The sequence below is a fragment of the Streptomyces sp. NPDC048523 genome (genome assembly GCF_043199815.1).
Classification (GTDB): Bacteria; Actinomycetota; Actinomycetes; order Streptomycetales; family Streptomycetaceae; genus Streptomyces.
This window is the reverse complement of record NZ_JBICWQ010000003.1, coordinates 903,943-916,943: the sequence shown is the minus strand read 5'-3', so window position 1 is coordinate 916,943 and position 13,001 is coordinate 903,943. Positions and strand designations below refer to the sequence as shown.

Below are 13,001 nucleotides of genomic sequence, written 5' to 3'. Positions count from 1 at the left end.
ATGTCTTCCAGCCGTCCAACGACACCTGGGATCCCCCGGTGAGGTAGTGATGGAGGGCACTGGCCAAGGTGTCCACGACCATGCCGGTACGAATCACTTCCATGAGCATGGGGCCGTGGGCGGCGTTGATCGTCCCTACCGGCCGCAGCGCCGACGACCCGGTCACCATCTGGTTGTGTCGAGGGTGCCGTGCCAGCTGGCGAGGTCGAGCAGGCCGGGGCCGGTGAAGGCGCGGGCGAAGTCCAGGAGCTCCAGCCGTGTCGGCCGATGTGGAGGCTGGTGGGGGTGGAATTCGGAGTGCACCCAGCCGAAGGGCGCCGTTGTAGTACCCGCCGAGCGGGCCTCGGCGGCCAAGTGGAGCATATGGGATGAAACACGCCTCATCTTGTTGGCGGATTTGGCGAAATCTCACCCGCTACATGACGGTTCAACTGTTGACATTTTGAGCATCTATGCCCGGTTTCTAATCTTGCGAGTAAAGGCGGCTGGGGTCTGATGGTGCACGATTTGGGGAGTAAACAGCCTGTCGTAAGGAATGCATTTGTTTAGGCCGTAGTCATGAAAGGGTAATGACACGTCGTGATCGCTGTGTGAAGATCACCAGCCGGTGCAGAGCGTCTGCACCAGTGAGGACTTCACATGTCACCCGTCTTTCATAGAGGTACGCGGCACAGACCCACGGACTCTGTCCAACCGTTCCGACCGCTGCCCTCCAAGCAGAATCTGCGGCCCGTTGCCCTGGCGCTGACGCTTCTGATGGCCGTGCAGGCGGCCGTGCTCATCGAGTCCACCGGTACGGCCGTCGCGCTGTCGAGCGAGGCTGAGACTGCGAAGGCGCCGGGGAAGCCCAAGAACTTGGGACCAGCGACTGCCGCTTCCGAGGCGGCTGCGCGGCTCAAGGCCAAGATTCAGAACCGCCGGATCGAGGTCACTGACGCCCGCTCGGAGACGTCGACCACCTACGTGAACGCCGATGGCACGGTCACGACCGAGATGTATGCCGGCCCGATCCGCTTCCACGGAGACGACGGCGAGTGGCACGCCGTCGATCTTTCGTTGACTTTGTCCAAGGACGGGTCGATCAGGGCGAAAGGGCATCCTCACGGGCTGACCCTTGCAGGCAAGAAGGCTGCCCCGAAGGGACTGAAGGCGACCGGGGCGGCAAACGCCTCGGAGGGTGTGCCGCTGGTGACGTTGGACGATCGTACGGGTCGGCAGATGCAGCTCGGCTGGTACGGGTCTTTGCCTGCGCCCATGATTGAAGGCGCTGGGGACACGGTCGCCCGGTACAAGAACGTGATGCCGGCGACCGACATGCTCATCGAGTCAACGCGGACCGGTTACGAGCAGTTCCTGGAGCTGAAGGATCGTTCCGCCGTCGACGCCAATGGCCAGGTTTCCTACAGCTTGCAGGCCAAAGGACTGAAGGCCAAGGCGCACGAAGACGGATCGATCACCTTCACCGACTCGAAGGGCAAGGCCGCGGGGGTTTTGCCGTCGCCGGTGATGTGGGACGCCCCCGTCGACAAGAACTCCGGTGAGCACACCCGCACCGCGAAGGTCGGCGTGAAGGTGGCCCAGGACGGCGACACGATCACGATCACCCTGACGCCGGACGCCGAGTTCCTGGCCGACGACAAGACCCAGTTCCCGGTCACAATCGATCCGTCGATCAACGTCGGGGCCAGCTTTGACACGTTCGTTCAGCAGGGCTACACCACGGACCAGTCCACCGCCACCGAACTGAAGATCGGCAACAACGGGTCGAGTCAGGTTGCCCGTTCCTTCCTGTCCTTCCCGATGAAGAACATCAGCGGGAAGCAGATCAGCGCCGCGAAGCTCAACCTGTTCGAGTACCACTCCTGGTCGTGCACGGCCAAGGGCTGGGACCTGTACAGCACGGGGGCTGCCTCGACGAGCGCCCGCTGGACGGACCAGCCGAGCTGGGGCACCAAGTACGCCACCAGCACGCAGACCAAGGGTTTCTCAAGTTCATGCAACGACGGCTGGGTCAATGTAGACGCAACCTCGTTGGTGCAGGCGTGGGCCGCCAACGGCAACGCCACCAACCACTTGGGCCTGCGTGCTTCCGACGAGTCCGATCCCTATGGATGGAAGCGGTTCAACTCGGGCAACGCCGCCAGCAACACCCCCTACCTGTAGGTGACTTACAACTCGATCCCCGGCGTCCCGACGCTGATATCCCCCGCAGCCGCGGCCGCCACGAACGTCACCACGCCCACGCTGTCAGCGAAGGCTCTGGATGGCGACGGTTCACAGGTCAAGTTCGACTTCGAGGTATGGGCCTCCAACGGAACCTCCGCGCTGCGTACGGGCTCTAGCGCCTATGTGGCCTCGGGTGCGCAAGCCTCCTGGAAGCCCGCAGCCCTGCCGGCGGGCAGTTACAAGTGGCGTGCGCGTTCCTCGGACGGTTCTGCGAACAGCGCCTACTCCGCCTTCCGCGCGCTCACTGTCGATACCACGGCACCCGCCACGACAACGGTGTCCTCCACCGCGTTCCCGGCCGGCCAGTGGTCCGGTACGCCAGACAGCAATGGGGACTTCGCCGGCACGTTCACTTTCACGCCGCCGACCAGCGATGTGAAGGAAGTCCAGTGGAAGCTGGACTCAGGCACCTGGCAGTCGGCTGCCACGACCGGTACCGCTGTCACTCAGAAGCCCGTCTTCCGCGCCGGCAAGCACGTCTTGACCGCGCGGACCAAGGACGCAGCCGGAAACGTCTCGGTGGATACGGGGTACACCTTCTACGCAGGGTCCGGCGCCGCGCTGCTCACCCCTGGGGACGGAGACCGTCCCGCACGCCGCACCGAGCTGACCGGCCAGGGCAAGACCAGCGACACCGGGGTCCGCTACCAGTACCGCCGCGGCGAAACGGACACCTGGAAGGACGTTCCCGTCAAGGATGTGCGCCGCAAGGCGGACGGCTCGACTCTCTCTGCCTGGCCCGCGAAGGTCGCCGGCGGGGATGCCGAAGCGTTGACCTGGAACGTCACTGACACCCTGAGCGAAGACGGTCCAGTGGATGTGCGCTCGGTCTTCACGGATGGAAGTACCAGTGACACGTCCCCGCCCACCACGATCACGGTGGACCGCAACGCGGGTGAGGCCCCCAGCGAGGACCTCGAACTTGGCAGCGTCAACACGCTCACCGGCGACCTCGGACTGTCAGCCACCGACGCCTCCGGCTTCGACCTGACCGCTACGCGTTCCTTCTCCTCCCGCCGCCCCGCCTACGGCTCTCAGCAGGAGGGGCAGGTGGCCATCTTCGGGCCGCAGTGGACCGCGGGCACCCTGGCCAAACTCTCCGAGAGCGACTGGGCATATGTGCGCACGACCTCGGCCACCTCGGTGGCCGTAGTGGACGTGGAAGGCGCGGAACTCGGATTCACCGCGACCACGGGTGGCGGTTGGAAGCCTGAGACAGGCGCGGAGGGCCTGGCACTGACCGGCACGCTGACAGGCTCCTTCACACTGAAGGACACAAAGGGTGCCACGTCCGTGTTCACCAAGGTGGACTCGGCCGCCACTGCCTGGCAGTTGTCCCGGACCTTCCTGCCCACGGACAACTCGACCACGACCGTGATCTCGGAGAAGGTCACCGTGGACGGCAAGACCCTAGCCCGTCCCAAGTACGTCATCGCACCGTCCTCGGCGGTGCCTGCAGCCACGTGCGCCGCGACACCGTCGACTAAGGGCTGCCGGATCCTGGAGTACCAGTACGCCACCACGACCACAGCCAGCGGTACTTCGCTCGGCAACGTGGCGGGACAGGTCTCAGGGATCCGACTCTGGACCACTGTTCCGGGGGCATCGACCTCCACCGCAACGGCCGTCTCCCAGTACGGCTACGACAGCCAGAGCCGCCTGCGCGAACAATGGGACCCGCGCATCTCCCCCGCGCTGAAGACCACATACACCTACGACAGCGCCGGCCGCGTGCTCACCCTCACCCCACCCGGCGAACTGCCATACACGTTCGAGTACGGCAAGGCCGGTTCCAACGCAGTATCTGGCGACGGCATGCTGCTGGCGGTCTCCCGCCCCACGCTCAAAGCCGGCACCAAGGACGAGCAGGACGGCAACAAGGCCATCACCTCCCTCGTCTACGACGTGCCGCTGTCCGGTGACAAGGCCCCCAACCAGGTTTCCCCTGGCGAGGCCGCGAAGTGGAGCCAGACGGACGCGCCCACGGACGCCACCGCCGTCTTCCCCGCCGACCAGGTTCCTTCCTCGCACACCGGAGGTGATCTGGGAGCAACCGACTACGACAAGGCCACCATCACCTACACCAACGCCTCGGGAAGGTCCGTCAACACCGGCCTGCCGGGCAGGCACCTGACCGTGGCGCAGTACGACCGATTCGGCAACACCACCTTCGAGCTGCTGGCCACCAACCGTGAGCTGGCACTGGGCACCGCCGACTACCAGGTCACCACCCAAAGCGAACTCGGCATCCTCGCCGCCTCCCCGGCTGAACGCGCCCGCCAGCTCGGTACCGTCTCGGTGTTCTCCGCCGACGGCACGCGCAAGCTCGAGGAGTACGGTCCGCTGCACCTCGTCACCCTGACAAAGGCTCTCCAGGGCGACGCGGACAGCCCCGATCTCCCGGCCGGAGTTCAGGTCGCGGCTCGGGCGCACACCAGCATCCGATACGACGAAGGCCGGCCCACCGACGGCACCGCCACGGTGTCTGACCAGGTCACGAGCACAACCGTCGGAGCTGTGATCGACGGCTACCCGACCGACGGCGACACCCGCACTGCGGCAACCGTCTACGACTGGGTGAAGGGGCTGCCGACCTCCGCCGTGGTGGACCCCAACGGGCTGAAGCTCACCTCGTCGATGAGCTACGACACCCAAGGCCGCATCGCCAAGACGACGACGCCGAAGTCCAACGGCTCCGATGCTGGCGCGACCACCACACGATACTGGTCCGGTACCGGAACCGGAACGTGCGAGGGGCGCCCAGAATGGGCTGACCTTGTCTGCTCGACGGGCCCGGCTGCCAAGATCACCGGAGGCGGTTCGAACCCCGATGAACTGCCCACCAGCACCATCGAGTACGACCGATGGGGCAACCCCGCCAAGATCACCGAGACTGCCAGCGGCGTGACCCGCACGACGGTTCACACCTACGATGACGCGGGGCGCGCGAAGCAGACCCAGATCACCGGCGGCGTGGGCACAGCAATAGCTACTCAAACCACTACATACGACTCCGCCAACGGCAGGGTAGCGACGGCCTCAGATGGCACCGCCACCATCCGTCACACGATGGACCTGCTCGGCCGGGAGATCAGTTACGACGACGGCGCGGGCAACACCACCCGAACCGAGTACGACAGCCGCGACCGCAAGGTTCGGGTGGCCGACTCGGCGCCGTCAACAATCACCTACGACTACGACGACCTCGGGGGCATGCCCACACGAATCCATGACTCCGTTATGGGGACCATCGGCGACGTCACCGGCTCCTACGACTCCGACGGCCGCCTCTACAAGCAGAAGCTGCCGTGGAACATGGACGTCGAGTTCAACCTCGACCCCACGGGCACCGAAACCTCCCGTTACTGGCACTGGGAATCCGGATGGACTGTCCAGGGCGAATCCACCAGCCGAGACATCCACGGCCAGGTCGCCAACCGCACCACCTATACCGGGGGCGGCGCTTACCAGGAGCAGACCAACGACGCGGCCGGCCGTCTCCTCCGGGTAGACGACTCACAGGCCGGCGTCACCACCCACCGCGCGTACACGTTCGACGACAACACCAACCGCAAGGCTCTGACCACCACGATCGATGACGTCGATGGAGGAGCAGCCGACACGAAGACCGTCAACTACGCCTACGACACAGCGGACCGACTGATCGGCACAGGCATCGACTACGACGCCTTCGGCCGTACCAAACAGGCCAATGGGGCCCAGTACGCCTACTACGCCAACGACATGGTTCGCCAGAGCACAGCGAACTCGAAGCGCACCACCTGGAATCTGGACGCCGCCGGGCGCCTCGCTTCCTGGACCACGGAGGAACAGGCAGAAGACGGCACCTGGAGCAACTCCGCCACCCTGACCAACCACTACGGCAACGGCAGCGACAGCCCGGACTGGACCGCAGCGAACAACGGCAGCATCAGCCGCAGCGTGAAGGACCTGACAGGCGACTTGATCGCTATAACCGGCGCGACCGGAGACGTCATCCTGCAACTGACCAACCTGCACGGAGACGTTGCCACCCAGATCCCGCTCGTCGACAGCACCACCCCGGTGGTCAACACCTACGACGAGTACGGCAACCTGCTGCCCGGCACCGACCCCACCCGCTACGGCTGGCTCGGCGGCAAACAGCGCTCCAGCGAAACACCCAGCGGTGCGATGCTCATGGGCGTACGCCTCTATGACCCGACCGCCGGGCGGTTCCTCTCGGCCGACCCCATTCCGAACGGCAACGCCACCGCCTACGAGTACTGCGCAGCAGACCCCACAGGATGCACCGACCTAACCGGAGCCTTCCGAGTGTCGTGGTGGAGTCCCTGGTATTCCCCGGTCTACTACATCACCGTAAAATTCAATAGGCGTGAGACAAGAGACATGGCAATCGGCGGAGGTGTGGTTGGCACCATGCTGTCCATCGTCAAGGACTACCTGCCGAAGAGGTACGCGCACGTCATCGCAGCCGTTCGGGCGGTGGCCTGGTACATATCCGCCGTATCGGCCTTCGCCGCGTCCCGCAGGAAGTGCACCAAGCTATACGCTGGCGCAGTCAGGGGGACCGTGCTTGCCACATGGAATGCTTGGGCAGTCAGATGCTGAGTGATTCCTCAGAAGGGAGGGGAAGTTGAGAAATCTCAGACGCGGCGAGATCCAAGTCATTGGTGAAGCCGTGATGGCGATCCTGCTGGCCAGTTTTACCCTGTGGCTGGCCATGCAAGGAGAATCGATCCTCGCTGCTCTCTTTGCGGCGGGAAGCGCGACGTACGTGGGAGACATCCTGCGTAGAACTCGCAAGAGACGGCGCGCATAGCTGAAGAACCGCAGCAGGCCGGCTTCCTCGCGAAGCTGGCCTGCTGTCATTAGTAAGAGCATGGCCGCTGTCTTCGACTGCGCGGCACGGACTGATGGCGCTAGCGGTGACGCCTCAGCATGTAGCGGTGATGAATATCACATCGTTGACACTGTGTGACAGGCGATCGAGAAAGCGCTTGCGCTAGACTCTCGATTGCCACCTGACTCCTGGGTAACCTAGCTCTGCCGCGAGGGAGTTAGACGTACAAGACGCAGCCCTTTCCTTGCTGCAGACTTTCCAGGAGCGCATAAATGCGTCCACGCCGTAGCGGCAGGCCCGATCCCCCGGCGTCAGCCGCCTCAGACGTAATTGCGGTTACCGTTCAAGAAATAGTAACCCTCGTGGGGATTTTCGAGCATGCTCATGACCGCATTTCCGAATTGAGTGACGCGGATGGGGCTGTGATCGACAATGCCAGCGGACACCTACTGGTGCCTTCGCTCTATGCGCGAGTTGGTTTGGCGTCGATCAAAGGGGCCTGTAACATTCCTTTTCTCGTCACCGAGATTGGCTCTCTAGAGGCTGCTGTCATTAACCTTGAATCATATCGAGGGAATGAAGTTGTGCTGTGCGTGGGGTATGAACTCTTGGAGAAATTTGCAACCCGCGAGAGAAATTCTCATCCCATGCGGCATGTTCACGGAGTTCCAGTATTCATTGATGAGGCGGGGGATTCAGCCAACGGGTCAGCGACCCCTTCTCTGACATAGCGGCTAGCGCGTTATACTTTACAACGGCTAATGCAATGAGCCAGTTGCCGCACGATAACAAGGCCCGATTCGTCGAATCCTGGCCCCTGACGGTTACCTGAAGCGCTGAATTGGTGTGCCCACAGCGAAGGTTTCATGCCCGCTGCGGGCACACGGCTTCACGTCACACCCTGCTCTTGGCGTCCTTCACCGTGCCCCGCGACAAAACCTCACTCACCGAAACCGTTCCAGGAACCGCGATTTTCAGTGCCAGCGAATCACCGAGCAGCGCTTCCTCACCACCGATCGGGTAACCGTTCGCCGTATCGATGAGCAGCGAATCCCTGAAGGTAGCCTTTTTGCGCCTGCCTTCCTGCGTGACGGCGAGCGCATTCCGCCCTTGCCACGTGGTTGTTGTGGCCACCGTCACGTCAGTACGTTTTGCGAGGACTCGGAGCGCTGCCGCGCGCAGCTCCGGCTCGACGTTGCCGTCCGAAGCCCGTTGGGCTGCTGCCAGCATGGCGGAGACGCCCCAGATCAGCCGCCCGCCCTCCCAGTTGACCTCCTTCATCTGCCTGAGAAGCCGATCGGGGTCGGTCGAGAAGGGAATCAGCCTGTTCCATCCGTAGTCCTGCGTGAAGTGCCCTGCGCCATAGGTCTTGTCCTGTACGCCCTTGCCTTCGATCAGGCCCGCCTCGCGGGCGTCCCGTTCCTGGTCCGGGTTGGGGAAATAGGGCTTGCCGTACTTTCGACGCTCACGGCCGGCACCGTCCGATGTCCTGATCCACTGCTCCGTCACCGTCGGCACAGCCGCGTTGGCGACTCCGCCAGGTACATCACCGGCTGAGTTCAGCGCCCATCCCCAGCTCTTGATGTACAGGTACGGGCCGTGCGCGGTCTCGGGAGCGAGCCTGCCCACCTTTTCAGCGAGCTCGGTCAGCACCTCGTGCGGCGACTTCCCGGCGATCCTCCGCAGCGCCAGAACCGGTGGCGTCGTCATGGTCTCTGCTTCCCCACCCTGCGCACCCAGCAACCGGCCCAACTCACCGGACGCGGTCACCGCAGTCACCGTGGCCACCACGCCGCCCGCCAGCAGAACACGCCGACGAGGCACACCTGGGCGTACCTGAGGTTTCGGATCCTCCACCGTCAGCAGCGTTGCCAACTCCCGCTCGGCACGTTCTGGGAGAGCCTCCTCCCTCGCGAACTCGGCCTCCGGGTCAGGAGGCATCAGCTCCCGCACCTTCCTGAGATCTCCCCTCACCGTGTCCTCCCGTCCGCTGCCAGTCCCACCTCGGGTAGTTGAGCCCGGTCCTCGGCCACCGCCGCTTCCAGCATTCGACGGGCTCGATGCAGGCGGACCTTGAAGGCTCCGCTGCTACAGCCGAGAACCTTGGCCGCGTCGTGCGCGCTCAGTCCGTCCCAGGCCACAAGGAGCAGCACCTCCTGGTCCTGCGCCGGGAGCCGGTCCAACGCCCCTTGCGCCCCCAGCCTCCGCATGACTGCTTCCTCAGCCGCGGGTTCAGCCCCGTCCTCGTAGTCCGCGCGTACACGGTCATCCAGCCTGTCGGCACGGTCCCTGGCCCGTAACGCGTTGGCCGCAACGCGACGAGCGATGCCGTAGAGCCACGGCAACTCCTTGCCACGAACCTCGCGCAGATGGCGCCAGGCCGCCACAAAGACCTCTGCTGCGGCATCCTCGGCCGCGGCAGGGGGCAGGCGCCTGCGCAGGAACCGCAGCACGGGCAGATACGTACGCCGATAGACCTCTTCGAACCCTCGCGGGTCCTCCATCGGTCTGCTCACGCCCGCCCCTCCCCCTACGCGATGGCTTCACCTTGTTTGTGTCCGCTCCCGCACGAGAGTTACAAGCATGCAGCTAACTGCCTGATCGGGCACTCGATCCGACTGCGCCGCCCAGTCCGCACACAGTCCGCAAGACACCCAATCAAGACCGTCGCACCCCATCGCCACCAATCACCAAAAGGCCAGGTCAGCGCGGCACAGGAAAGATCCCCGCAGGTCACCGACCTGGCCCATTACTAGGAGACCAAGAAGGCCTGACTCCCGGGTCTGCGAACGTGTGGAAGGGCTCGGCCGGCTGATACCGGTCGAGCCCTTCTGCGATACGGCACGTCAGCTCAGGACGAGCAGCACGGCCAAGGCGACGAGCAGGGAGTCGATGCGGTCCAGCAGGCCGCCGGAGCCGGGCAGCCAGTGACCGGCGTCCTTGACCCGCGCACCTCTCTTGATCATGGACTCCAGCAGGTCACCGGCGGGTCCGCCGATCACCACCGCGACCGCCGTGGGCCCGCTCAGCGCGGACAGCGCGGCGAGCACGCCGAGCCCGGCGGCGGCCCCGGCCAGGGTCCCGCTCCACCGCTTGGCCGGTGACAGCGGCGACAAGCGCGGCCCGCCCAGCCGTCGCCCGGCGAAGTACGCCGTGATGTCGGCGACCGAGACCGCCACGAACAACGCCAGCCCGCTCGCCCCGAGCGGCACCAGCGCGGCGAGCACGCTCAGCCAGGCCAGCCCGAGCAGCCCGGCGGAGAGCCGGCGCAGACCATGGTCGGCGTCGCCGCTCACCAACGGCACCGCGGCCACCGCCAGCGCCCCGGCCGCCAGCGCCCGCAGCACCTCTCCGGGCGCCAGCCAGACGGTCAGCACCACGCCCGCCACCGCCGCGGCCAGCACCGCACGGTCCACCCGGCCCAGCTGCATCAGCCCGCCGAACTCCAGCACCGCGATCACCCCGGCCACGACGGCGACGGCCGCGACACCCGGCTCGCCCCACCAGAAGGCCCCGGTGACCAGCGGCACTCCGACCGCCCAGGCGCACCACCTGACCATCAGCTCGCGGCGCCGGGACGCGGCCACCGCGACACCTCCCAGGGCCAGCGCCCCACCGAGGCAGGGCGCCAGCGAGGCGACGGTGGTCATCGGCCGGAGCTCGTGGCGAGAGCCGGCCGCAGCACGTCCAGAGCGGCCCGGCACGCGGCCACGATGCGCGCGTTCTCGGCGGTGTCGCGGACCGCGATGCGCACGGTGCGCCCCTCGTAGCACGGCGACAACGGCGACAGGTCGCGCAGGTACACGCCGTGACGGCGGCACTCGTCCACCAGTTGCGCGGCACTCGGCCCGCCGGGCGGCAGGGTGACCGAGAGGAAGTTCGCCACCGACTCCTCGACCGTCACGTCCGGCGCCGCCCCGGCCAGATCCGCGGCCAGTCCCCGGCGCAGGGCGTGCGTGGCGAGCCAGCGGTCGCGGTAGTACTCCGGGTCGCGCAGCGCCGCCACGGCGGCCAGCTGGGCCGGGAGACCGACCGGCCAGGGCGGGGTCCAGCGGCGCAGTTCCGCCGCCGTGGCCGGTTCGGCCACCGCGTACGCGGCCCGCACGCCGGACAGCGCGTACATCTTCGACAGCGAGGTGCAGACGGTCACCCGCGGGTCCGTCGCGGCGAGGCCGGCGAGTGACTCGTCCAGGCCGACGTAGCCCAGGTACGCCTCGTCGATCCACCAGTGCGTACGGTCCGGCGCGGCCTCGATCAGCGCGCGCAGCGCGGACGCCGGCGCGTGCCGCCCGGTCGGGTTGTTCGGGTTCACGACCACCACGAGGTCGTAGCGGCCGGAGTGGACGGCCGCGGACAGCCGGTCCGGATCGATCCGCCAGCCCTCCTCACGGCGCAGCGGGAACCGGTCCACCCGGCATCCGATCACCCGCTCCGTGACATGCGCGTACTCGCCGTAGCAGGGGTCGGTCAGCAGCACCCGGCTCTCCGGGGTCAGCCGGCGGCCGAACGCCCGGAAGATCAGGTCGGACGAACCGGCGCCCACCGCCAGCGCGTCCGGCGGCAGTCGACGGGCCGCGGCGATCTCCGCCGACAGGCCTTCGGCGCCGGACGGCGGCGAGGTACGGGCGATCCAGTCCGGGTCGTCCGCGAGGGCCGCCCGCACTCCGGGGGCCGGCGGGAACCAGGCGTCCAGCACATCGGCCATGACGATGTCGTGACGCCGGTGCAGGGTGCGGAAGTCCGTGCCGATGGCGGTGAACGAGGCACCGCCGTGCTCGCAGCCGTCCGGCCGGGGAGCGAACGGCATGTCCAGCCGCCAGTCCACCACGGACCGCAGCCGCTCCAGCGCGCTGCCGTACCGCTCCTGCGCCCGCCTCGTCAGCTCGGGCACACCGCCGGTCAGCACCTCGAACGTCACCGCCCCGCTGCGGACCGTACGGCCGACCGGGCGCAGGCCGACGGCCCGGTACATGTCGAGCACCTCGGTACGCCCCATCGCGAGCACCCGGCGACCGCCGCGGGAGGCGATCCAGCGCAGCGCCGCGTACATCAGCAGGGGCGCCGCCGAGGTGGTGCGCCAGCGCGGCTCGACGGTGAGGATGCGCACCTCGAACACGTCGTGGCCGGTCGGCGTGGGCAGTTCCTCGCGGGTCAGGTACTTGTCCAGTCCGAACCGGCCCAGCCAGGGAGGGGTCACGCTGACGAAGCCGATGCGGGTCGTTCCGCGCGCCGCGACGAGGTAGACGTTGTCGCCGTCGAGACCGTCGCTCAGCCGCCCCGCCGGATCCGGCGGGTGCTGGCCCAACTCCTCGGCGTACACCCGGTGGCGCAGCTCGTGGATCCAGTCGAGATCCTCCGACGTGGCTGAGCGCAGTTGCAGGTCGCGAACCATGGGCACCTCTTTCGACGCGGCTGGCTCGCATCATCGAAAACCCGCGCCGCCCCCGCCAGAGCCGAGCGCCGCCCCCGGCCTGAGTACGGGTACTCAGGCGCGGTACCTCCCGCTGTGCTCCATGCGATGCTGGCGTGATGGTGGGCATCGAGGATCTGGTGCGGCTGCGGCAGGCGCGGGACCGGATGGACCGTGAGTACACCGAGCCGCTCGATGTGACCGCGCTCGCCCGCACCGCGCTGATGTCACCGGGCCACTTTCAGCGCAGCTTCCGCGCGGAGTTCGGTGAGACGCCGTACGGCTATCTCATGACCCGGCGCATCGAGCGGGCGAAGGCGCTGCTGCGGCGGGGCGATCTGTCCGTCACCGAGGTCTGCATGGCCGTGGGGTGTACCTCCCTCGGCTCCTTCAGCTCGCGCTTCACGGAGCTGGTGGGCGAGACGCCGAGCGCCTATCGCGCCCGCTCCCACGAGGAGATCGCCGGGATCCCGCCGTGCGTGGTCCGCAGGCACACCCGGCCCCGGCGGGCCTAACGTGAAT

8 protein-coding genes and 1 pseudogene are annotated in these 13,001 nt (G+C 66.6%); 4 read left to right on the top strand and 5 right to left on the bottom strand.

Going from position 1 to position 13,001, the window contains the following annotated elements:
* Positions 1 to 177: 177 nt before the first annotated feature.
* A pseudogene (locus ACGFWE_RS20055) lies at positions 178 to 351 on the bottom strand (aminoglycoside phosphotransferase family protein); the annotation flags it as partial.
* A gap of 405 nt (positions 352 to 756) precedes the next feature.
* Between ACGFWE_RS20055 and ACGFWE_RS20050 the strand changes: the two are divergent.
* From ACGFWE_RS20050 to ACGFWE_RS20040, 3 genes are all read left to right on the top strand, one after another.
* Positions 757 to 2,163: a DNRLRE domain-containing protein gene (locus ACGFWE_RS20050; protein ID WP_393600605.1), complete on the top strand. Its 1,407-nt coding sequence runs from the start codon at positions 757 to 759 to the stop codon at positions 2,161 to 2,163.
* Positions 2,164 to 6,837, top strand: a complete 4,674-nt coding sequence (locus ACGFWE_RS20045; protein ID WP_393600604.1) for an RHS repeat-associated core domain-containing protein — start codon at positions 2,164 to 2,166, stop codon at positions 6,835 to 6,837. It abuts the gene before it with no gap.
* Between the two features lie 594 nt (positions 6,838 to 7,431).
* Positions 7,432 to 7,800 carry a hypothetical protein gene (locus ACGFWE_RS20040; RefSeq protein ID WP_393600603.1) on the top strand — a complete coding sequence of 123 codons (369 nt, stop codon included), beginning with the start codon at positions 7,432 to 7,434 and terminating at the stop codon, positions 7,798 to 7,800.
* Positions 7,801 to 7,963: 163 nt separating this feature from the next.
* Here the strand turns inward: ACGFWE_RS20040 and ACGFWE_RS20035 are convergent, their stop codons facing one another.
* The 4 genes from ACGFWE_RS20035 to ACGFWE_RS20020 all read right to left on the bottom strand — a co-directional run bounded on the left by ACGFWE_RS20035 (position 7,964) and on the right by ACGFWE_RS20020 (position 12,461).
* Entirely contained in the window at positions 7,964 to 9,010 is a 1,047-nt protein-coding gene (locus ACGFWE_RS20035) for a hypothetical protein (RefSeq protein WP_393600602.1), read from the bottom strand.
* Positions 9,011 to 9,039: 29 nt separating this feature from the next.
* The gene (locus ACGFWE_RS20030; protein WP_393600601.1) at positions 9,040 to 9,585 is read right to left on the bottom strand and encodes an RNA polymerase sigma factor; all 546 of its coding nucleotides are present in this window, start codon (positions 9,583 to 9,585) and stop codon (positions 9,040 to 9,042) included.
* A 330-nt stretch (positions 9,586 to 9,915) separates the two neighbouring features.
* Positions 9,916 to 10,719 carry a phosphatidate cytidylyltransferase gene (locus ACGFWE_RS20025; RefSeq protein ID WP_352390211.1) on the bottom strand — a complete coding sequence of 268 codons (804 nt, stop codon included), beginning with the start codon at positions 10,717 to 10,719 and terminating at the stop codon, positions 9,916 to 9,918.
* The gene (locus ACGFWE_RS20020) at positions 10,716 to 12,461 is read right to left on the bottom strand and encodes a histidinol-phosphate transaminase (RefSeq protein WP_352390212.1); all 1,746 of its coding nucleotides are present in this window, start codon (positions 12,459 to 12,461) and stop codon (positions 10,716 to 10,718) included. The genes ACGFWE_RS20025 and ACGFWE_RS20020 overlap by 4 nt, the downstream gene beginning before the upstream one ends.
* A gap of 137 nt (positions 12,462 to 12,598) precedes the next feature.
* Here ACGFWE_RS20020 and ACGFWE_RS20015 point away from each other — a divergent pair, with 137 nt between their 5' ends.
* Positions 12,599 to 12,994, top strand: a complete 396-nt coding sequence (locus tag ACGFWE_RS20015) for a helix-turn-helix transcriptional regulator (RefSeq protein WP_352390213.1) — start codon at positions 12,599 to 12,601, stop codon at positions 12,992 to 12,994.
* Positions 12,995 to 13,001 lie beyond the last annotated feature (7 nt).